The sequence below is a fragment of the Polaribacter reichenbachii genome, from assembly GCF_001975665.1.
Classification (GTDB): domain Bacteria; phylum Bacteroidota; class Bacteroidia; order Flavobacteriales; family Flavobacteriaceae; genus Polaribacter; species Polaribacter reichenbachii.
Genome location: NZ_CP019419.1, coordinates 1477666 through 1502567 on the forward strand (window position 1 = coordinate 1477666; position 24902 = coordinate 1502567).

Sequence of the window (24902 nt, forward strand, 5' to 3'; positions counted from 1 at the left end):
TAGATATTATTTGTTGAGTTTGAAATTAAATTTTCTACTTTAAAACTAAAATTTTTATTAGATTTGCAAATTCATTTCAAGCTTTGCTCAAGTGGCGGAATTGGTAGACGCGCTGGATTCAAAATCCAGTTCTTTCGAGAGTGTGGGTTCGATTCCCACCTTGAGTACAAAAATAAAGCCGAAGTTTTATACTTCGGCTTTTGTATTTTAGTAGAATTTTGTTAATTCTAATAGTTTTATCTCTTAAATTTACATAAAACTTTTCTGAAATTTATAAAATTTAATGAGTAAGTAATTTACGTTTAAAACAAGTTTTATCTTTGTTTTTAAATAAGGTTTAAAATACCCATAAATTAAATTTAAAATAATTCGATTAAGATTATATTGCTGTCTATAAATAAGAAAGAGCAAATTCTAAATAGAATTTACTCTTTCTAAAACAATAAACCAATTTTAATTTCCTTTTTTGTAATCTTCTAAAAACTTTGCTAATCCACTGTCAGTTAATGGATGTTTTAATAAACCTGTAATTGAAGACAATGGTCCTGTCATAACATCAGAACCTAATTTAGCACAATTGATAACGTGCATTGTGTTTCTAACAGAAGCTGCTAAAATTTGTGTATTAAAGTTATAATTATCATAAATTAATCTTATTTCTGAGATTAAGTTTAAACCATTTGTAGAAATATCATCTAATCTTCCTAAAAACGGAGATACATATGTTGCACCAGCTTTTGCAGCTAATAATGCTTGACCAGCCGAAAAAACTAAAGTTACATTTGTTTTTATCCCTTTATCTGAAAAATATTTACATGCTTTTACGCCATCTGCAATCATTGGTAATTTAACAACAATTTGTGGATGTAATGCTGCTAATTCTTCTCCTTGTTTAACCATTCCTTCATAATCTGTAGCAATTACTTCTGCAGAAACATCTCCTGTTACTATATCACAAATCTTTTTGTAGTGATTTAAAATATTTTTTGCCCCTGTAATGCCTTCTTTTGCCATTAAAGAAGGGTTTGTGGTTACACCATCTAAAACACCCAAAGCTTCTGCCTCTGCAATATCATTTAAATTTGCTGTGTCAATAAAAAATTTCATATTTCTTGTTTATACTGTTTTTAAATATTCTAATACTTGTAGACTTACTTTTTCGCCTGTAAATCCAAATTTATCATCTAACACTGTTGCTGGAGCAGAATAACCAAAATGCTCTAATCCATACACTTTTCCAGCATCTCCTACTAAACCTTCTAAGTTTACTGGTAATCCTGCAGTTAAACCAAATAATGGTTTGTTTTTTGGGATGATGCTATTTTGATACTCTCTAGATTGTAACCTAAAGACTCCTTCAGATATAACAGATGCAATATTTACTTTTAAATTATGCTCTGCTTCTAAAATTTCTGCTGCTGCTACTAAAGTGGCTACTTCAGATCCGTTTGCAATTAAAACTACATCAGGATTTTCTACTTCTTTTACCAAGTAACCTCCTTTTTCAGCGGCTAATGCTTCTTGATATCTAGATGCTTCTTTTGTTGGTAAATCTTTAATTCCTTGTCTTGATAAAATTAAACCTGTGGGTGTGTTTTTATTTTCTAATGCCATTTTCCAAGCCACACTTGTTTCTGCAGAATCTGCAGGACGTAAGGCTAAGAAACTGGGATTTCCCCTGTGGTTTTTCAATTTTTCTAACAAACGAATTTGTGCTTCTTGTTCTACAGGTTGATGTGTTGGTCCATCTTCACCCACTCTAAAAGCATCATGTGTCCAAACATATTTTACTCCTAACTCTTGAATTCCACTCAAACGAATGGCTGGTTTCATATAATCTGAAAAAACAAAAAATGTAGCCACAACAGGTATAACTCCACCATGTAATGCAATACCATTTGCAATACAAGCCATTGTTAATTCTGCAACTCCTGCTTGTAAAAATGAACCACTAAAATCACCTTTTTTTAGTGCTTGGGTTTTCTTCAAAAATCCATCTGTTTTATCACTGTTAGATAAATCTGCAGAAGAAACAATCATGTTTTCTACATGCTCAGCTAAATATGCTAAAACTCCAGATGAAGCAGCTCTTGACGCTAATCCTGCTTTATGTGCTATTCCTTCAAAATCTAAGGTTGGTAACTCTCCTGATAAAAAGAAATCTAATTTTTCAGCTTTTTTAGGATTCGCTTCTCTCCAAATAGAAATCTCAACCTTTTTATCTCTTGCTTCTAGTGTTTTTCTTTCTAATAAATTCTGATAAAATTCACTTACATCTTCATAAATATCAAAAGGACTTTCTGGGTTTGCTCCTAAATTTATTAAAGTTTTGGTATAATCTGCTCCCGTATGACCAATGGGTTGACCATGTAATTCACACTCACCTTCAAAAGTTTTTCCTTCGGATGTTACACAACCTTTACCCATAATGGTTTTACCAATAATTAAGGTTGGTTTTTCGGTTTGGCTATTGGCTTCTGTTAATGCTTTTCTTATTTCATCGTGATTATGAGCATCAATAGTAATTACTTTCCAACCCCAAGATTCATACTTCATTGCTGTATCTTCTGTAGTAACTTCATCTGTTGGGGTAGATAATTGAATATCATTAGAATCGTAGAACATGATAAAATTATTCAATCCTAAATGACCAGCAATTCTTCCTGCTCCTTGAGAAATTTCTTCTTGAACTCCTCCATCAGAAATAAAACCATACACTTTATGGTTCATCCAATCTCCAAAACGAGCTGCTAAAAATTTTGCTGCAATTGCTGCTCCAACTCCCATAGTATGCCCTTGACCTAATGGCCCAGATGTGTTTTCTATTCCTCTTTGTACATCTACTTCTGGATGACCAGGAGTAATAGAACCCCATTGCCTGAAATTAGCGACATCTTCTTTCTTATAGTTTCCTAAAAGATAGTATTGTGCATACATTAAGGTTGATAAATGACCAGCATCCATAAAGAAACGATCTCTAAAAGGCCAAGTCATATCTGTTGGATCGTAATTAAAGAATTCTGAATATAAGATGTGCATAAAATCTGCACCTCCCATAGGTCCTCCAGGATGACCAGAGTTTGCTTTTTCTACCATTGCAACAGCTAAAGCTCTTATATTATCTGCTGATTGTTGGTCTACTTTTTTATTCATTTTTCAATTTGTTTTAAACAAGCTTATAAATAAATGGTTGTTTAATTTTTTGTTTTTCTAAGGATTTATTTTTTCAATTACCTTAAATAGTTTTTTCATCTTAAAGTTTAAAAAAAACCAAAGTAATTTACTTTGGTTTTTTTAACTGAATTAAATACAGATACTTATTAGGGGAATTAAATGATATTTATAAAAAAATTAACTTATAATTTAATTAATTTTTTTACACTTCTCTTATTTCCTGAAATCATATCTAATATATAAGTACCAGACTGTAAATTACTACCATAAGTATTTTTACCCATATTAAATTTACCTTCCTCAACTTTTGCTCCTAAAATATTAAAGATTTTGTAAGAAGTCGATGTTTCTTGACTATCAATTGTAAATTGATTATTTGTTGGATTAGGATATACTTTTACGCTTTCTAATGCACTAAATTTACTAGTGCTTAGTGTTTTAGCTCCTTCTAATTCACCTACAGTGTACTGAGTACCATTGATACCAAAAACTAATTTGTCAATTCTTAAACCATCTTCTCTAGATCCAATATGATAAGTAACTGTTCGTTCTTCTGGAGTAATTGAATATGACCAACCCGAAGTATTATGTAATGTAGAAACATTTACCCATTTCCATTGTTCTATAATTTCTGGCGTTATTTTATCTCCTGTTACAATATCTGAATTTGCAGTAAAACCTGCTTCATTTAACTGATTTATATTTACCCAATCTCCTGCCGTATTTGCATCTACTACGCCTGTTTCCCTAGCCATAAAAAAACTGTCATCATTGTTTCCTAATTGGCCAATATATAATTTAATATATAAATCATAATTACCACCTTCTGGAAAAGTGATATCGTAAGAAATAACTTTATCGTCACTTCCTGGAAAATTACCATCTATTAAATTTGTTTTAGGAAAAACATAAGTAATAGTTCCTTCGGTTGCGGTATCATAATCAGCCCCTAAAGTACCAGATTCTGCTTCTATAAGAAAAGGTTCTGTACTTTGAGCAAATATTGTAGACACACTTATTAATGCTAAGTAAAGAAATAATGTAATTTTTTTCATAATGTTTTAATTTTAGTTTATAGATAAGTTTATAATAAATGTTAATAAAACAGGTTCTTTTATTTCTGCAGTAACAAAAGAAATGTAAAATTAACACTTGTTTAATTTGTTGTAAAGTAAATTTAAAAGAATGCTAAGTATGGGTTAATATTTAGCTCTAATAAGGGTGTAAAATGATTTAAAATGCAATAACTAGGTAAAATTTATGCTTTGTAGAGTAAACTTTCTCCTATTTTAAAACCTTATTTAACATTACGTTTAATTTTTGATTGCATGATCTATCTTTATATTTTGTCCAGACCATATTTTTTTTTGAGTCCAAGCTTGGTAAGGTGTATTCCAAAACTCATTATTAGAAGGTAAGCCAAGAATTAAAAATACCTCAGAGCATAAATACAAACTTCCTGTAGAAATATAACCTTCTCCAATATTTGGTTGATGGCCATACAAACCTATTTGTAACCATCCATTTTTATCAAAAGTACCTTTTGCATTAATTTGATTATAAACCATAGTATATAATGCCGAACGAACTTGAGCTGGAGCAACTTCTTTAGGTAATTCTTGCCAAAGAGCAATTTGTGATAATGATTGAAAAGCTCCAAAACGATAAGCTAAAGATCTACCAATTGGAGGATAAGTTCCTTCTGGTGAAATTAAACGCTCTTGAATAGCAGCATAACGTTTTGCTCTTTTTAAAGCAGTAGCAAAATCTCTATCTACTTTTTTACCTTTTTCTTTTAAAACTTTTAAAATATCTAAAATCATTGGTTGTATAACAAAACTGTTATAATAATCCCAATGAAAATTTGGACCATCACCATACATACCATCACCTAAATACCATTCTTTATGTTTATTTAAAGGATAATCTAATCGCATCATATCTGCACCTGCATCAAATTTTAACAATGCAGCTTCTATCATTCCAGAAAAAAGCAGCCAATTACTATAATATGGTTTTATTTTTCTGGTAGATTTTAATGCTTTAATTACATTTTCTTTTGTGGTTTTATCTAATGGGTCCCATAGTTGTTTTGGTGCTCTTATAAATGCTTGTGCAAAAAAAGCTGCATCAACTAACGGTTGTCTATCATTGGTGAAATTCATAAAATCTGCAGCCTTTGGATCTGTGGCATTCTGAATGCATTTATGAACTAATTTAATATACTTTGCTCTTAATATACCTTCTGGTGTATTGTCTGAGCCTAACTCTAACCAAGGTGCCATTCCAGAAAGTAATCTTCCAAAACCTTCTAAATAGGTTACGTGCGTTCTATCATCCCAAGCACCAGGAGATTTCTCTACAGGCATTATTTTTTTTAGTTTATTTTTACTTAATGCTTCTAAAACTGGGTCTCCAATTTTAATTAATGATGCTACAAAAAATTCTCTAACTTCTTTTGTTGAATTATTTTGTAATTGGTTTTCTTGAGAAAAAGCCTTAATTGAAATTAAGAATATTCCTATAACTAAAATGCTTTTTAATTGATTACTCATTGTATTTAATTGTTTTTGATTCTCCATTATTAAATTTTACAATAACTTCTTTTAAATTATGAATTGGTTTAATACTTTTAACTGGACATAATTCTTTTTTATTCCATTTTTCTCCAGATTTTTTCCATAGCATTAACGTTGCATAAATTGTAGAATTGGCTTTTTTAGGATTAAAACTACTCGTAACATTAATAACCTTGCTGTTTATACTTTCTGGATGCAATCCTTTTGCACTTACAACTTCAGTTTTATCCCATCCTAATAGGGGTATCATTGCTAATTGATATTTTCCATTATCCATAATAGTTACTTTGTTGCCTTTTATTTTTTTGGTTGATATTTTAATTTCTTTATCGAATTTTGGCAAAGCATAATGTCCTAATCGCATAGCAATAGCTTTATCACTATTATTTTTATCAACTCTTAATATTCCGTTTTTTAAAGGTATTTCTGCAAGATTAAATTTTATATTTTCATCTGTTTCTAAGACAACATCTCTATAATATATTTCATCTTCAAACTTTTTAAAAGTATATAATCTAAAAGCTTCCCAAGCTTCTTTTTTATTTTTAATAACATAATTCATGGCAACCTCTCCGTTTTCTCCATCTGCTTGCCAAGGAAATGCGCTACTGTAAGATAAACGATTGTAATTTTCTGTAGATCTAAACTTTTGCCAATCGTCTTTAACTTTTTCATGACACCAAGAACGTACTTCAGATGCACCAATATTTGGGTAATTAGTTATTAAAAGCTCTGAGTCTTTCATAAAATTATTAAAAACTTTTCCATCTTTTAATTCAGATTCCCAAGCTCCTTCGTTTTCTATGGAAGTCCAAAATGGACTATCATCTGACACTAGAAGCCCCATAAATGCTTTCCCCATCCAATACACACTACCTCTGCAACTATAATTCTGCACTGCAGGTTCAAAAGCTCCATAAAAACCTAGTGTTGGCACATTATCTTCCATAAATTCGGGATGTTGTAAAAACTGTTTTAAAACTCCAGAAGAAATTCTTCGCATCCAACCATAATTTACATTTGCATCATTTTCAAAACCCATTAAAGGCAATGGTACAATAGCACCAATTCTATAGCTAATGCTTCGTCCCCACATAATCATTTGCCCGTTTTTACTAAACATTTTTGGGTATGTGGTTTTTAAATCGTTAAAATTAGATTTAAATTTGAGTGCAATTTCTGGATAGTATTTATTACCAAAATATTGAGACCAAAGAGAACCATACATTTGAAAAGCCCACATGCTGTAGTAATCGTAAGCAGGACTATCGTTATACCAACCATCTCCTCTATAATCCTTTAAAGACTTTTCTAAATAATTTACCAGTAATTTTTCATTAACAGCATAACCTTGTTCTTTAAAAAAACTTAACACAAAAATGTTGAAAAATTTCCAATTAGAGTCTACTGTTGGTCCATCTCCATAACTTAACATTGTTTTAGCTAATGCATTTTTTGTTGCTTGTGGCAATGGTTCCCATAAAGTATCTGGGCTTACTAATAGTGATAAAGCTAAGGCTCCAAATTCTACTAAATTTTGACTTGGCCCACCATTTTTTGCTCTAGGAACAATAAAAGATTTACTTGTAGCATCTACTAATTTACTTATTTGATATCTATAATATTCTGCAACTTTTATTTTGTTAATTGTAAGATTTGGATTGTCTTTTAAAAGTGGAGCTGCAACAAATAAGGTTCTACACAAACCCTCTAATTTTTCTGTAGGTACTTGTTTTTCATTATGAGGATAACTTTTTCCTGATTGCTTAGGAAATTTCATTGCATCATCCATAGTATTTATGTAACTAAAAGCTCCTTTAAGAAGATATGTGGCAGCATCTTTCCAATGCTGTTTTGTCATTCCTGTATGCGGACTCAGTTTGTAATCTGGGTTTACAATATGAAAAATATTATCTTTTTTAGTTTGTTTTTGGGCAAATACAGACAAACTAAAAGCTAAAAATATTATTATTAGAAATTTTAATTTTATCATGAGTTAAAGAAATTTATACTAGTTCATTATAAGTTTTAATAAAAACTAGCATATTAGAGTCATTTTACCACCTATTAATCGCTGATTAATACCTTATATACTTTTTAATATAAGTGTTATTTTTACACTTATAAAATGTAAAAATACAAAACTATGCCAATAATCAATACTTTATAGAAAGTTTGACTATAATTTTTTTGAAATAAAAATCTTACAGAAAACCCACTTACTAAAAAGTTAAAAAATAACTAAACTATATAATTAATTAAAACTACTAAATAAACTATGAACAAAAAATTACTAATTGTAAGTTTCGTACTTATATTGTTTTCATCGAAAATCTATTCTCAAGAGCCTAATTTGGCTAAAAAAGCAGATTTACCAACAACACTTTTATCTAATAAAATTATAAATACTACAAGTACAGTCGATACAGTCTATATACCCATAGATATGTATGAAAATATGTCTATAGAAATTAAAGCCAAAGTGGTTTCTTCTGAAGGTAGAGGACTAGATGTAGATTTAAGAAAAAAAGATTTAACTGGGTTTAGAACATCGCTTAACACAGAAAAACTACAATGGTCTGCCCCTCTATCTAGCAGTTATTTGATGAATTTTTCATCTACAGAAGAACAAACAATTCGTTATGCAGTAGAAGGTAATATGGTTCATATATACCAAAACGGAAGTTATATAGATTCTAAAAATCTCACAACTTTTAATAATATTGTTGATGGAGTAGAAGAAACAGATCCAGATTTTTCTGAAGGAATTACAGGATCAAATATAGCAGAAAACATTTTTGGAAATCTAACAACTGAAACGCCATTAGATGCTGGTTGGAAAAATAACGGTGCAGGCACAGTACCATGGAACACACCAAATACAAATTCTGGTGTAAGATTTACCAATACTTTAAATAATAGATTTACCTATAATGGACAAACATATTCAGAAAACAATCATTTTATGTTAATGCGTTGGGAAAGTGGTGTTACCAACGGTTCTTCTTATTATTATCCATTAACTTTAGAAGCGAATAAAACCTATAATTTAAGTTCATTATATACCTATTGGGGAAATGGTTCTTCTGGTACATTTAAAATTGGTGTAAGTAAAGAAACCACAGGTATCAATATTATTAACCAATCTGAAATTACTATTTCTAACGGAAATGCTAAAGAATTATATGATAATAATTTAACTTTTTCTACTACAGATGCTGGAACTTATTATCTATTAGTTGAAAATGATGGTGCTGGAATCTGGTTTCTAGGAGATATTAAACTTTATGAATTTGAAGCTGAATCTAGAATTATTGTAGGTAAAAATTACTTAGATGGTTCTGCTAATATGCAAATAACTTCTGTAACTTTCGATGATACTGGTTCTTTTGCACCTGTTTCTTCAGGAAACTTTCCTAAAAACCCTGTAAACATTAATAATGAAAATTACTCTATTGGCAGATTTATTAACGCTGAAGTTACTGTTTCTGGTAAATCTGAAATACATATTACAGAAATAGATCCTTTAAGAAATAGTGCTATTAATTTAACTTCTGATGACTCCTGGTTGTATCTAGAAAGAATAAAACCATCTAAATTTTTAGATGACTCAAACCCTTGGTTAGATGCAGTAAAGATTAATGGACAAAAATTTGATATTAATAAAGATAGAATAGGTATTTATGCTTCTGGATGTGTTATTATTCCTAACGGTAAATTAGCAACGCAAGAAGCTTTAACTATATATACAGAAGAGAATTTTGGTGGAAATTTTAAGAAACTTGAAGTTGAAACGTATCATAATAACTTAGATACATATGATAATAATGTAAAATCTTTTAAGCTTAAAAAAGGTTTTGCTGTAACTTTTGCTAATAATAAAGATGGAACTGGATTTAGTAAAATGTTTATTGCAAGTGATGAAGATTTAGAAATACCTGTATTACCAGAAGGTTTTATTGCTACAGCAACAGATAAAAGTAGTTTTATATCTTTTATTAGGGTTTTTAAATGGCATTGGAACTCAAAGAAAGGATTAGCTAATAAATTAGGAGGTGATGCTAATTATCAAGCAAGTCCATCAATATACTACAATTGGTCTGCAGGAGGAGATACAGAAAATGTAGATGTTACTTATGTTCCTATGAGACATAACCTCGGCTGGGATTCTTTTACAAAAATTAACTCTAGTACCAATGTAACGCATGTATTGGGTTATAATGAACCTGCAAGACCAGACCAAGCAGATATGAGTGTGGAATCTGCAATTAATCAATGGCCAGAGTTTTTTAAATCTGGTTTAAGAATAGGTTCTCCTGCACCTGCAGCAATTGGTAGCTCTTGGTTATCAGAGTTTATGAAAATTTGTGATGAGCTAAATTATCGTGTAGATTTTGTTGCTTTTCATGCTTATCAAGATCAGCCTACAAGTTGGTGGAGTTGGAATATTTCTACTGCTGCGATAGGAGGAAGACCTGTATGGATTACAGAATGGAATAATGGTGCAAACTGGACCAATGGTGCAGATGCTGCTAAATGGCCAGATATAAGCGGCCTAAGATTTTATCCGAATGGAGATCCTATTTTAGATGAAAATGGTGTACAAAAAACAGGTTCATTGCCACTTACAGCAGCCAATGCAGAAAGAAATAAGATTAAGTTAGAACAAATATTAAGTTATTTTGAAACTAATGATTTAGTAGAACATCATTTTTTATATCAATGGGTTAATGATGCTAGATCATTAGAATTAGGTGGGCAAATTACACCTGCAGGAGAAATGTTTGGTGAATTTAATTCTAGTAAAGGATTTAAAAAATCTAAAGAATATAATCACACTTGGAAAATTGCACCAGCATGGTTAGAACAAAGTTTATCGAACGATTTTAGTAAAAGTGTAATTTCTTGGTATGATCATAATGGAGAAACTGGTAAAAATTATACTTTAGAAAGAAAAATAAACGATGAAACTAATTTTACACCAATTGCAACATTGGTTTTAGGTGAAGATTATGAAGCAGGAAAAACAATAAGTTTTGAAGATGAATTTACCTATGACATTGCAAAATATAGAGTTAGAGCAGTAAGTTATAAAGATAGTCAATCTATATATTCAAGAGAAATAACTATTACTAGAGATCAACCTGCAGCAGCACCTAATTTAACTGCTAAAGCACTTTCTGGAACTGTAATAGAACTTGATTGGAATAACGCTGCAAATGCAAGTTTGTATAATATTAAAAGGTCTAACACAGTAGATGGAGAGTTTGAATTGATAGCAGAGAACATTAGTGAAATTACCTTTAGAGATACAAATTTAGATGCTAATACAACATATTTTTATAAAGTTGTAGGTGTTAATAGTTTTGGAGAAGGAAATTCGTCTAATACAGTGTCTGTTACAACTCTTGGTATTAGTGCTCCTGAGCAAATAGATAATATTTATATTTCTTCTGGTGATGGCTCAAACATAATTACTTGGAATTTTGTATTTGATACATATTATACAATTTATAGAGCTACAAGTCCTAACGATACTTTTTCAGAAATTGAAAGTAACTTTGAGGGTGTAAAGTATGTAGATAATTCTAATATAGTAAATGGAACTACTTACTATTATAAAGTTGTACCAAAAAATACTGAAGGTACAGGTCCTGAATCTGACGTGTTAGTTGCTACACCAAAAAAAGGACAGCATGCCAAATTTACCTTTAATGAAAATGTAGGAGTTGTAGCTTATGATGAGTGGGGAGGATATCATGGAGAATTAAAAAATAATGCAAATTGGTCTATAGGATCAGAAGGAAGTGCAGTTTCATTATCTGCTACAGACGAGTCATATATACAAGTTGGAAACAATATCATGTCTAACCTAAATGATTTTTCTATTTCAACATGGTTCAAAACGCCTGCAGTTAATAACGATTTTTTACGTTTATTTGATTTTGGTGGTGGAACAGGCAATTTTATGTTATTAATACCAAAAGCTAATGACACCCAATCTAGATTTATAATAGACCCTATAAACGGAACACGTTATAATGTATATATGACATGTGATTTCCCTGTAGATGAATGGGTGCACGTTGCTTTAACTTTAGAAGGTAGTACTTTAAAATATTATATTAATGGAGAATTAGTTTTTACAGATACTAATTGTACACTTACACCTGCAGATGTTGGTGATACTAATCAAAATTACTTAGGTAAATCTCAATATTCTAATGATTTATATACAGATTATAGTTATGATAGTTTTGAAATTTATAATTACGCATTAGTAGATAGTGATGTAATAAAACTTTCTAAAAGAGAAACGTTGCTTATAGAAAATATTAAAGATTTTAATAATTTAAATGTTAGAGTATATCCTAACCCAATAGAAAGAGGACAAAGAATTAACATTGATCTTAGTTCTAAATATAATGTTGATATGAAAGGTACAATAAACGTTTATAATCTATTAGGAGCTCTAGTAAGTAGTAATAAGATTCAAAAAAATGTTATGACTATTAAAGCACCATCTAAAAGTAATATTTATATTGTTGAAATAAGAACAGCAACTATAACAAAGCAATTAAAGATTATTGTTAAATAATAATTAATACAACTTTATAAAAAAAAGGGGAATGACAGAAATTATCATTCCCTTTTTAATTACCCTTAAAATTATAGAGAGTTTAAAATCATTTTAACTTATAAGAGAAATAATAATATAGTTTTTAGCAGGCATAAATTCGTTTTTAGTTATGTTAACATCTAATAAAAGTATGTATTAAACCTAGACAAACTAAATAAAACTTAATTATGTAACCTAATTAACTAGTAGAAGAAAGCTAATAAAAAAAGGGAATGACAACTAAACTAGTTATCATTCCCTTTACTATTTTATTATTTACTTATAACTAATGCCTAACTAAAAGTTTTTTTATAGATATTTTATCATCTTGATTAAGCTTTAGAATATACATACCAGAAGGTAATTTAGAAACATTTAACTGTTTGCTATTCGTAATATTTTTATTTAATAATAACCTTCCATTTACGTCGTATACAAATGCTTTTAATGTTGAATTAGTATTGTTAAAATTAAATTTTAAAACATCATTTGCAGGTATTGGTCCGTATGTTAAGCCATCAATACAATTATTACCACAATCTTCTAAAGAAAGCGTTTTATTATAAAGAGCAGCAATATCGGAAGCAGATAATGCGTAATTATAAATTCTAAAATCATCTACTTTTCCATTTAATAAAGGATCACTAGTAAATTGACTTTTCCCAATATAATTAAACATTGGTTTAAAATCTATTGGTCTTGCTATAATAGAACTAGATTCATCAGCTAAGGCTCCATTTACGTATAAACGTGCAGAATCATTTCCTAAAGTTACTGCAACATGAGACCAAGCTCCTTCAGTTAGTTTTGCACTAGAATTTAAAGTTTCTAATCCGTTACCATTATTAATTCCAAAACGAACTGTACCAGCACCAGAATAAGGAGAAATAAACATAAATTGATCTTGGCTATTTCCAAAATCGAAAACACGTTGCCAAATTTTACCTCCATTCCAATATACCCAACTTGCTACTGTAATTTCTTCTTGATTTGCTATATCTGCAGGCAATTGTAAAAAATTATCTGCACCATTTAATTCTGCAGCATCAGTACCTATTTCACCAGAACCATAAGTAATAGTTCCTGCTGCTGCTGTATGATTTAAGTTTGAAGTTTTATCTAAAAGATTTTGTTCAAATTCATAATGAGCTACTAATGTATTGGCTCCAGTAGTAGTTGCAGAAACCTCATTAGAATAAGAAGAGTAATTTAAAGAATTATCTACTGCTTTAATTTTATAAAAATATTCTCCATTACTAGTTCTTGTATTATCTACAAAATTAGTTGTAGTAACATTTCGTGCAATTGTACTATAACTCCCACCAGCAGATGATGCTCTAAAAATAGTATAACCAGCTACATCATTCTCTGTATTTGCTGTCCAACTTAACTGAATTGCTTCTTCTTTACCTGTTGCAACTAAATTAGTTGGTGCTGCTGGTGCGTTAAATTCTACAGGAGCATCAATTGGTAAAAAACGCCATAATTGGCTATCTTTACTTTGTGCATCCCTTTTTTCCCATTGTCTAATATTGGCATTTTCATTTATAGAAGCAACATCTAGATACTTTCCACTTTGACGGTTACCAATATAAAACCATCCATCTTCATCATACTCAATAAACCAATGCCTATTTAAACTGGTACTATTTTCATAAGTTATAATATTACCGTTATTGTTTAGGTTAGAAGCATCTACAGCTATTTTTTTGTTAGTCGCAGATCCTAAACCTATTTTATAATAGGTAAAATCTCCACCTACATCTTCTGGTACAAGGCTCATTTCCCATTGTTGGTAAGTTTGTTGTGTATCTGAACCTATTTCTAAATTAGCACCGTCGTTAGCAGAACCATTTGCTACTTGCACAACTTTACCACTTGCACGATTTACCAATTTATACATTCCACTAATTGCTGGTTGAATATCTTCACCAGATTGAATGTTAATTACACGTTCTGCATTTGGTTGATTTTGATGATAACCAGTTCCTCCTGGAATATTCATTACAAACTCTCTATGAGGACCATATCCATCGTAAAAAACAGCTTTATCTTTTGATACAAATCTGTAAGATGTTGCTTTTGCTTGTCTTTCGGATGCTCCAATAAAACCTTCTACTTTTCCATCTAAATTTCTATACACAGCTGCAGCAGTCCAATTTGATCTATGTTCGGCATAACCCAATCTAACACCATCTGACGCTTTAACAAATTGACCTCCAGCAAACTCAGGTGTTCCCCACCAAATACCCATTTCCATTCCGTATTCTAAACCAACCATTGCTTCAATAACATTATGCAACTCATCATTACTTGCGTATTTTCCATCACTTTTTACGGTCTCAAAAAAAGAAGCATAATTATTAAAAGAACCCGCTAATTGATGTGTATTTCCTTCATCTAAAGTTTCCTTTAAATAAGTGTACCAAAGCAAAGCTTGGTCTGTATTTAATGTACTAGAAGAAATTCTAATTCCGTCTAATTCATTTAATTTTCGTAGTTCTGTGTTAAGAGCTGCACTAAAAGGCTTATCTCCATTTCCATAATTATTTCCAAGATCACACTCATTACAAGGAGAAATAGAAATTACTTCATGGCCAGCAGCTTCGTAATATTTAATTGTTGCTGCTATATTAGCTGCCCACGTAACTGGATTATAATTACCTGGAGTTCCAAAGCTAGGGTCTACAGAAAAACGAATACTATTCATCGTTAATTTCATAGGTCTATTTAAAAGGGCTATATAACCTAGTCTTTTATCAATAGCTTCTTTAATACGAGGATGAAGTTCTCCATTTACTAAAGGCTCTTCTGTAAAGTAAGAAACCCTTACTACATCTACATTTTCTGGATCCATAAAAGCCATACCTCTTTTAAAGTTTGCTAAATCAGGCCATGCTGTATCTATACCCCAAACTAAATTTTTAGATTCACCTGTAGAGTTTGTATCAAAAAGCAATGTTCTATCTGCTTCTGGCTGCACTATAAAATTTGTGCTTGTACTTGTTTGAGCATTTATTTTAGAAAATGCTAATGCCAATAGGAGAAAGCTTCCTTTTAGCAGCTTATTTGTATTCATATGTTTATTTTTGTTTGTGCTTATAACATTTGTGGGTTGAGATGGTATAACTTTTAGTTTATACTAATTAATGTTTTACTATAATTTTTCTAATGGATATTTGTTGGTTGTTATTTAATTTTAAAATATAAACACCAGAAGGTATATTTGAAACATTCAATTCTGCATTTTTAATATTGATGAATTTTTTACTCAATAGTAGCCTTCCATTAATATTAAATAGCTCAATATTAGCTGAAGTTTTATTATTTTCATTGTTATAATATTTAATATTTAATAGATTATTTACTGGCATTGGCCAAATAGAAAATCTTTCTGTACAATCTCCATTACAGTCTTCTATAGAGATTTTTTTATTTTTGGTAGCATTTCTAGAAGCTACATTATTTAATTGTTCAAGCACTTCAAAAGTGGCATCATTTCTGTACACATTACTATCAGTATAATTAGAAATTCTTAAATTATAATTTTGATGTCTAATGAAATAGTTAGGCCAATCCTTTGATTCAAAAGATACTAAATCACTGTCAGCTAAGCCTTCTCTTGGGTAAAAAGTGGCCGTGTTTTTAAATGCTTCATAATCTTGATCATCACCAGATCTTAATTTCAAAATAAAATTTTGGTGAGAAAGATAATATCCAGGGGCATCTACCGATTCAAATGAAACTCCATTTTCATCTGCCAAACCTTTAACAATATTAAACTGTGCATTTAATTTATTACTTACAAAAGGACTATCTGCATTATATTCAATTTTAGAGCCTCCATTAATACTTGTATGTGTAATATAATAATCAGGAAAATTAAAAGATCTAAAAGCTTTAATTCCTTCAGATACAATTACAGGATTAGAAATATTAGCTATTTCTTCTGGAGCTAAACTATAATTATAAATCTTAAAATCATCAATACGACCATTTAATAATGGATCGTTATAATGGCTTTTACCTATGTAATTTAATGTTGGTTTAAAATCTAGAGGACTTGCAGTTACTGTGGTAGATTCATCTACTAATACACCATTTATATACAAGCTACCTCCAGTAGCTCCTAATGTAACTGCTACATGCGACCATTCTCCAATAGCTAAAGGAGCAGAAGCATTTAAATTCTGCTGTCCATTACCATTATTAATACCAAAACGTAAATTTCCTGTACTTCCGGCCATTGGTGTCATATATATAAATTGACTTTGATTATTACCAAAATCAAAAATACGTTGCCAAGCATTTCCGCCATTCCAATAAATCCAAGTAGAAATTGTAATCTCTTGTAAATTTGCTACATCTGCTGGTAATTGTAAAAAAGTATCTGAACCATTTAATACTATAGAATTTAAATCTGCTTTACCTGTATCAAATGAAATATTTCCAGTGGATGCACTATGGTTTAAGTTTACTGAAGAGTCTAAAGTATTTTGTTCGAATTGAAGGTGTGTAACAAGCCCATTAGCCCCAGTTGCAGTTGCAGAAACTTCGCTTGTATACGAAGAACTATTTAAAGAATTATCTACCGCTTTTATTTTATAAAAATAAGTTGCATCATTTGTTGTATTATCTACAAAAGATGTTGTTGTTATGTACCTAGCAATAGTACTATACTCTCCAGTAGTAGATTCTGCTCTAAAAATAGTATAACCAGCAACGTCAGAGTCTGGACTTGCTGTCCAGTCTAGTTGAATAGATTCTGAATTTGCAGTAGCCACAAGATTAGTTGGAGCGCTTGGTGCATTAAATTCTACAGGAGCATTAGTTGGAAGAAAACGCCATTGTTGATTTGTATTGCCTGTTTTTTCCCATTGACGAATATTTGCACTTTCTGATGTTGAAGCAGCATCTAAATATTTTCCACTCTGACGACTTCCAATATAAAACCATCCATCTTCTGCATATTCGAGATACCATTGTCTGTTAAAACCATCACTATTGGCATAAGAAATTACGTTTCCATCATTCTCAAGAGTAGAACCATCTACCGCTATTTTTTTATCAGTATTGCTACCTAAGCCTATTTTGTAAAAAGTAAAATCTCCTCCAATTGTAGATGGAACACGCGTCATTTCCCATTGTTGATATGTTTGCCCTGCATCTGTACCTAATTCTAGGTTAGCACCATCATTAGCAGATCCATTAGCAACTTGAATAACTTTTCCACTTTCGCGATTTACTAATTTATACATACCACTAATTGCAGGTTGTATATCATCTCCCCATTGAATATTAATTACTCTTTCTGCATTTGGTTGATTCTCTAAATATCCTGTACCTCCAGTTATTTCCATTACATATTCACGTTGAGGTCCATATCCATCATAATAAACAGGTCGATCTTTTGATCTAAACTTATACGTTGTTGTTGTAGCTTGTCTTTCTGAAGCCCCAATAAAAGCTTGTACCTTACCTTCTAAGTTTTTATATACAGCCGCAGATGTCCAATTAGAACGATGTTCTGAATAGCCTAACTTTACACCTTCTGATGCTCTTACAAATTCTCCTCCAGCATATTCTGGTGTTCCCCACCAAATACCCATTTGCATACCATGCTCTAAACCAACTATCGATTCTATTACATTATGTACTTCATCATTACTTGCATAGTTTCCATCTGCTCTAACTGTTTGAAAAAATGTTGCATAGTTATTAAAAGACCCAGCTAATTGATGTGTATTACCTTCATCAAGAGTTGCTTTTAAGTAATTGTACCAAGGTAAAGCCTGATCTGTATTTAGTGTACTTGAAGAAATTCTAATTCCATCAAGTTCAGGTAATGTGCGTAACTCTTGGTTTAAAGCAGCATTAAATGGCATATCTCCATTTCCGTAGTCAGTACCAAGATCACATTCGTTACAAGGAGAAATAGAAATTACTTCATGGCCTGCTGCCTCATAATAGTTTATGGTAGCAGCAATGTTTGCAGCCCATGTTACAGGATTATAATTACCATCTGTGCCATAACTAGGATCAACAGAATTTCTTACACTATTCATTGTAAGTTGCATTGGTCTTCCAAATAAATCTATATATCCTAAACGTTTATCTATTAAAACTTTAATGTCTGGATGAAGTTCTCCATTAACCAAAGGTTGATGTGTAAAATAAGATACACGAACAACATCAACATTGTCTGCTCCCATAAAAGCAATTCCTCTTTTCATATTCTCCAAACTAGCCCAAGCCGTATCTAAACCCCAAACTAGTGTTTTGGTTTCTCCAGTTGCATTTACATCGTAAACAACGGTTCTATTAGTATTGGGTTGTATTACTAGATTATCACTGGTACTAGATTGGGCATTGATATTTGTAAATACAATAAGAATTAAAAAATTTAGAAATAAGATAGATTTTTTCATAATTTAAATATTTGATTTAGTTTTTAGCAGCTATTTTTAAAATAGACTCAACAAATCAACATAAAAAATTTAGTGCCTCTAAGGGAAAAATTGGCTAAAACTAGGTCAAATAATAACTATTTTAATATATTCTTATTTTTTTCTGTTAAAAACCATTGCATTGATATTTTTTTGTGGTATAAAATTGGTTTTTGATAAAAAAAATCAAGCAATACTGATTTTATTAACCAAAAACTAATTCTTACTCTTAAACTATAAAAATGATTGTTCGCAACGTGTTTTTAATTCGTTAATAAAAACTTAGTTTACTGGTTTAATTCCGGTAATAGTTGGTTTTACAGTAATTATACTACCATCTGAATTAAATTCTAATTTATCAATACAAACTTCTCTATTAAAACCTGCTGCAGAACCCATTGTAATACCATTTGGACGATTAAAACGATGATAAACAATATGCCAAACATCTGTATCTGGTGTCTGTATTACACTGTTATGGCCCGTACCGTAAATACCCATTTCTGGTTTCTTTTCTATTACAATGTTGTTTTCAGGAATGTTTAATTTACCTGTTGGTGAGTTTGAAGTAGCATATCTTACTCTATAATTAGGGCTTCTAGTATCGTCTTCAGACCATAAGAAATAGTACTTTCCTTTTCTATAAAAAATTTCTGCTCCTTCTCTAAAAGTTCTATCTGGGGTCATAATTTTTATGGTGTTCTTTTTTATTGAAACCATATCTTTATTTAGCTCTGCACAAGCCATATAACCATTACCCCAGTACAAATAACTTTTTCCAGAAACAGGATCTGTAAATACATCTGGGTCTATTTCTTGTCCTCCTTTAATTCCTTTAGGTCTTTCTGCAATTAATGGTTTCCCTGAATCTACAAAAGGTCCTGTTGGATTGTCTGAAACTGCAACACCTATTTTTTGTGCTGCTGTAAAGTAGTAGAAGTACTTGTACTCTCCATTAATTTTCTTTTCTATTGCAGTTGGTGCCCAAGCATTTCTATTAGCCCAACTAACGTCTTTTTTTAAATCTACAATTACGCCTTCATCTGTCCAGTTTACTAAATCTGGCGAAGAAAATGTTTTAAAATATGTACCAGACCAACCTGTAAAACCATCGCTTGTTGGGTACAAATAGTATTTGTTTGTTTTATGAGAATAAATAATTTCTGGATCTGCGTAAAAACCATTTAAAACAGGATTATTGTCTTGCTGAGCAGATACTTTATAGCTTTTAGTTTTTTCTCCCATACTAAAACTATAGGTTACAGGACCGTTAAAAAAATCTTGCGCACCTTCTGGAGAAGCAGTTATTCCTGGTGTTAATTGAAATTCTGGATTTAAACTTTTTAAATCTGTGTCTAAATTAACAGGAAGATAAATTGTATTATTTTTATCGTCTACAACTACATTATTCTTTTTAATATCTTTTGAATTGTAAGACACAAAAGCACTTTTACCTATATTTCCCCATTTATTAAGAAGTGATAATTCTTCTTCTTTTGTAATTGGAATTACAGTACCATGTCTTGGGTGAAAATTCATTGATATTTTATCATCAACAACAGCAAAACTTTTTAAATCTTTACTTTTTGTAAATTGATATTTTCCTGAAGAATACATATCATACATCAAAATATACTCATCAGAATCTATTAATTTAAAAATACTAGAACCTTCTACTGGTTTTTTGGTAACATTCATAAAACCTTCTAACTCTTCATAACCAGAGGTTAAATTATCAGAAACAGCCTGCATAATTCCTTTTTTAGAGGCATCTTCATTCTTAAAAAATAAATGATATTTACCATCTTTATAAATAATATCTCCATCTATACATGCAGCATTACTTGGACTAAAATACAACTGTTTTGGTGTAGTTGCTAATGCTGTAAAATCTTCATTTGCATAAGCATAATAGATAATATCTGGCCCTTTATCTCCTAACATAGACCAATAAATCATATATTGTTTTGTCTCCTTATCATAAATTGTTTGTGGCGCCCAAACACGTTTTACGTCTCCAAACTCTTCTGGGTATGTTTCTGGAATATTAATAATTGAAGAAGTCCAATTAATTAAATCTGTAGATTTCATTAAAATCATAGCATAATTATTCCAGCCTTGTTCTGTTACATACAAGTCTGTAATTACCATATAAAATGTTTTACCATCTTCACCTCTTAAAATATGAGGATCTCTAACTCCACCAGAAGAGCTAATTTTTTTAGAATCTATAATTGGTTCATTGTTATTTAATGCATAATAGTTATAGCCATCTTTACTTAATGCATATCTTACTGCTTCTTCACCAGGGCCATTCCCTGTAAAATAAGTAAATAAATAACCACTATACTCTTTATTATTAGATGTAGTACTGCAAGCTGCAATAAATAGTATAGCACAACAAACACTTAGTAGTCTAATTTTTTTTATCAGATTTAGTTTCATTTTATTATTTTTTTTTAATTTAATTTTATAGTTATTTTTTTTCCTCTATAATTAACAGTTTTATCAAATATTTCAGGTTTATTATTACCTGTACCTTTTTTATCTGTTACTAAAACTATATTGAATTTCATTTTTTTAAGCATTCCAGAAAAACTACCTTCTCTGCTATGAATAGTTAATTTTTGTTTTTTGTCATTCCAATCTAATTTAATAGTTGCAAAAGACCCTTTTTCATAATTATAATTATCATGCTCATCATCATATAAAGTAAAAGTTGCATCCGCCCCAGGATAAACTCTAAGTGTTATTGGTCCTTTTTTCTCGTCTGCATATTGTACTTTTGGTCCTAAAGGAATTATTGATCCTGCTTTTACGTAAAGTGGTAAAATATCTATTGGTACTTCTCTATTAATCGTTTCTCCTCCTTTTTTTACTTCTCCTGTCCAGAAATCAATCCAGTTTGAACCTTTAGGAAGATAAACTTGAGTTGTTTTAACTTGGCTAAAGTCTTCTCCTTCTCCAAAATATTTATTTCCTTCTTTCTTGTATTTAACATACATTGGTTCTGTTACAGGGCAAACTAAAATATTTTTACCAAACATAAATTGATTGTCTATGTCTAAAACATTTTTATCCTCTGGAAAATCCATTACCAAAGCACGCATAATACTAGAACTGTTTTTTGTAACATCCCATGAATTAGAATATATATAAGGTAAAAACTTATATCTTAATTCTATCATTTTTTTAAGAGCATCATATGTCCAGTCTCCTTCTTTACCATAATTCCATAATTCTCTTGGTGTATCTGTTCCATGAGAACGCATCATAGGAGAAAATGCACCAAATTGCATCCAGCGTACATAAAGTTCGTGATATGCTTTGTTTTTATATCCTCCAGGAAAATTCCATATAAAAAAACCTCCAATATCACTATTCCAATAAGGTATTCCTGCTAAAGAAAAGTTTAATCCGGCAGAAATTTGATTTCTTAAAACATCCCAATCTGCAACAACATCTCCAGACCAAGTATTGGCACCATAACGTTGCTGACCTGTAAACGCAGAACGTGTTAAAATAAATACTCTTTTATCTGATGTTGTTTCTCTTTGATGATCATAAACACCACCAACCGTCATTAAAGGAAAAGCATTTCTAACTTTTCTAAAAGAGCCCAAATGTGTTTTTTCATTAAAATCTGAATCTTTCATTTCTAAGTGATCAGGATCTGTAGAATCCATCCACCAGCCATCCATTCCTAAAGAAAAAATGCCTTCATTTAAGTACTTCCAATAAATATCTCTAGCTTCTTGGTTATATGCGTCGTAAACTCTCACACCTGATGGTAAATTAGGATCTGGTGGCCAACCTTCGTTACCAGATTGTGGCCAAGTTTTAAAGCTTAAAAGCATGTCCTTTTCTTTTAAAACTTTAAATGGTTTTGTTTCTGGACCAAAAGATGCCCAGATAGAAATAATCATATGTGCATTTAAATTGTGCACATCATCTACCATTTTTTGCGGATTTGGAAATGTAGGATTTAAAAACTCCATTGCATTCCATTGGTAATTTGTTCCCCAGTATTGCCAATCTTGAATAATACCATCTAAAGGAATTTCTAATTCGCGATATTTTTTAACAACATTTACGGTTTCATCTTGACTTTTATAACGCTCTTTACTTTGCCAATAACCAAATGTCCAGTAAGGAAACATTGGTGCTTGCCCTGTTAATTTTCGTAATTGACCAATTACTCCATCAGAATTTTTACCATACATAAAGTAATAGTCTATACAATCTCCAACCTCAGATTCAAATGAAGTTTCTGTTGGGTTATCTGTATAATAAGTTGGTGCATAGTTATCCCAAAAAATACCATACCCTTTTACAGATTGTAAAACAGGTGATGTATCTTCTAAATTATCTTGTCTTAAAAGTAGTTTTTGATTACGCTGAGACATTTTTCCGTGCTGAAACTGCCCCAAACCATATACTGTTTCTTCTTTATCTAACAAAAAAGCCTGACGAACAATAAAAGAGTTTCTATCTACATCTTTTATGGGTGTAAATTGAGAACCATAATCTTTTTCTGTAAGTAAGCTATTACCTTCTGTATCAAAAAAAGAAATCTTACCTGTTTTAGTGTTAATATTTAAAATAATAGATGGAGTAGAAGCTGTAATAAGATTGTTTTTTTCAGTTATTATAAGATCTACATTTTCTGGAGTTTTAATAACAGTTAAACTTTCTTTTTCAAATTTACTATTCTCAGGATATTTAAGAATTCTTGCCGTTTTTGATGTAAAAAACTGTACTTCTAAAACCTGATTATTTATTACAGTTTTTAGCCCTTTTTGTGTCTTAGTATATTGCTGAGCATAAGTTACTTGTAACCCTAAGAACAATGCTAAAACAAAACACAATACATTACTAATTATTCTCTTCATTATATTTAATTATTATCTTTAATTTAAGAAACGATACATTTCACTGGCAGCTAATAAAAAAGCCCCCACACCAAAATCTGCTGTAGAATTTACATTAACTACCTGTCCTGGTATTGCTTTTTCTCCAATTGGTTGTACATAACCAACAGCTCCATTTGCTTGTAAAGCAGTATTTATTAAGTAATTCCAAGATTTATTTATTACTGGTGTATACACTTCTTTATCTAAAATATTGTTATTTATTCCCCATAAAAAAGCATAAGTAAAGAAAGCTGTTCCGCTAGTTTCTGGGCCTGGAGCATGTGCAGGATCTAAAATACTTCTGGTCCAATAACCTTCTTTTTGCTGAGATGCTGCTAATGCTTCTGCCATTGCTTTAAATCTCTTAATATATTCTTGTTTATGTTTTGCAGTATCTGGCATGTCCTGAATTATTTTTGCGTAACCTGCAAAAACCCATCCGTCTCCTCTTGCCCAAAAATCTTTTTTACCGTTTGCACTTTTATGTTTTGGATATACATATTTAGCATCTCTATAATAAAGTTGTGCTTCATCATCATACATAATACCATCTGCATACGTTAAATATTCTTCTAATTTCTCTAAATATTTATCGTTACCAGTTGCTTTATAAAGCTTTGTCATCACTGGCATTACCATATACAAACCATCTGCCCACCACCAATAATCATTTGCGCTGGTGCTCATTTGGTATTCCATTACTTCTCTAGCACGAGCCATTTTATAAGCATCTTTTTTTCCTGTAAAATTGTATAAATCTATATACGTTTGAAAACAAATTTGCCAATCTCCAAACAACACATATTTATCATTTTCACCATAATTATATCTCCATTCAGATTTGTCTTGAGATTTTGCTCCCATCCACTGGTTTTTTTCTGCCCAAGCTAAAGAATAATCTAAAAATTGTTTGTTTTTAGTAATCTTATAAGCTTCCATATTACCAGTATGGTATGCTGATACATGCCAAAAAGCATTACCAGGATTTAGGTTGTTTTTCTGCCAATGTGTATTTACTTTATTAATTATTGAAATAACATCTTCTTTTGATTCTTTAATTGAAGATTCTTGATTCGTTGTCTCTTTATTATCTTTTGTTGTTCCACATCCTGTAAAAAGAATAGAGATTAAAATAAAAGATAAGAACCATACTGTTTTTTGATACATAACT

11 protein-coding genes and 1 tRNA gene are annotated in these 24902 nt (G+C 30.7%); 2 read left to right on the forward strand and 10 right to left on the reverse strand.

The window, feature by feature from the left end; all coding sequences use genetic code 11:
- The first annotated feature begins 85 nt into the window (after positions 1–85).
- A tRNA-Leu gene (locus BW723_RS06235) sits at positions 86–167 on the forward strand.
- 286 nt (positions 168–453) lie between these two features.
- Here the strand turns inward: BW723_RS06235 and fsa are convergent.
- The 5 genes from fsa to BW723_RS06260 all read right to left on the reverse strand — a co-directional run bounded on the left by fsa (position 454) and on the right by BW723_RS06260 (position 7701).
- Complete coding sequence (fsa, locus tag BW723_RS06240) at positions 454–1107, reverse strand: fructose-6-phosphate aldolase (protein WP_076686341.1); 654 nt, start codon at positions 1105–1107, stop codon at positions 454–456.
- A 9-nt stretch (positions 1108–1116) separates the two neighbouring features.
- On the reverse strand, positions 1117–3153 hold the full coding sequence (locus tag BW723_RS06245) for a transketolase family protein (RefSeq protein WP_068357379.1): 2037 nt from the start codon (positions 3151–3153) through the stop codon (positions 1117–1119).
- A 203-nt stretch (positions 3154–3356) separates the two neighbouring features.
- On the reverse strand, positions 3357–4229 hold the full coding sequence (locus BW723_RS06250) for a T9SS type A sorting domain-containing protein (protein WP_068357376.1): 873 nt from the start codon (positions 4227–4229) through the stop codon (positions 3357–3359).
- Positions 4230–4487: 258 nt separating this feature from the next.
- Positions 4488–5756: a DUF2264 domain-containing protein gene (locus BW723_RS06255; RefSeq protein ID WP_226789243.1), complete on the reverse strand. Its 1269-nt coding sequence runs from the start codon at positions 5754–5756 to the stop codon at positions 4488–4490.
- Complete coding sequence (locus BW723_RS06260; RefSeq protein ID WP_226789244.1) at positions 5722–7701, reverse strand: DUF2264 domain-containing protein; 1980 nt, start codon at positions 7699–7701, stop codon at positions 5722–5724. The genes BW723_RS06255 and BW723_RS06260 overlap by 35 nt, the downstream gene beginning before the upstream one ends.
- Positions 7702–8031: 330 nt before the next feature.
- Here BW723_RS06260 and BW723_RS06265 point away from each other — a divergent pair, with 330 nt between their 5' ends.
- Positions 8032–12351 (forward strand): glycosyl hydrolase, encoded by a 4320-nt coding sequence (locus tag BW723_RS06265; protein WP_083139583.1) that lies wholly within the window; start codon positions 8032–8034, stop codon positions 12349–12351.
- A 307-nt stretch (positions 12352–12658) separates the two neighbouring features.
- Here BW723_RS06265 and BW723_RS06270 read toward each other — a convergent pair whose 3' ends face one another.
- The 5 genes from BW723_RS06270 to BW723_RS06290 all read right to left on the reverse strand — a co-directional run bounded on the left by BW723_RS06270 (position 12659) and on the right by BW723_RS06290 (position 24898).
- Complete coding sequence (locus BW723_RS06270) at positions 12659–15451, reverse strand: LamG-like jellyroll fold domain-containing protein (protein ID WP_068357370.1); 2793 nt, start codon at positions 15449–15451, stop codon at positions 12659–12661.
- A 67-nt stretch (positions 15452–15518) separates the two neighbouring features.
- The gene (locus BW723_RS06275) at positions 15519–18800 is read right to left on the reverse strand and encodes an AbfB domain-containing protein (RefSeq protein WP_068357368.1); all 3282 of its coding nucleotides are present in this window, start codon (positions 18798–18800) and stop codon (positions 15519–15521) included.
- A 300-nt stretch (positions 18801–19100) separates the two neighbouring features.
- The gene (locus tag BW723_RS06280) at positions 19101–21263 is read right to left on the reverse strand and encodes a glycoside hydrolase family 43 protein (RefSeq protein ID WP_068357365.1); all 2163 of its coding nucleotides are present in this window, start codon (positions 21261–21263) and stop codon (positions 19101–19103) included.
- A gap of 14 nt (positions 21264–21277) precedes the next feature.
- On the reverse strand, positions 21278–23710 hold the full coding sequence (locus BW723_RS06285; protein ID WP_068357362.1) for a glycoside hydrolase family 31 protein: 2433 nt from the start codon (positions 23708–23710) through the stop codon (positions 21278–21280).
- Between the two features lie 18 nt (positions 23711–23728).
- Positions 23729–24898 carry a glycoside hydrolase family 88/105 protein gene (locus BW723_RS06290; RefSeq protein WP_068357359.1) on the reverse strand — a complete coding sequence of 390 codons (1170 nt, stop codon included), beginning with the start codon at positions 24896–24898 and terminating at the stop codon, positions 23729–23731.
- Positions 24899–24902 lie beyond the last annotated feature (4 nt).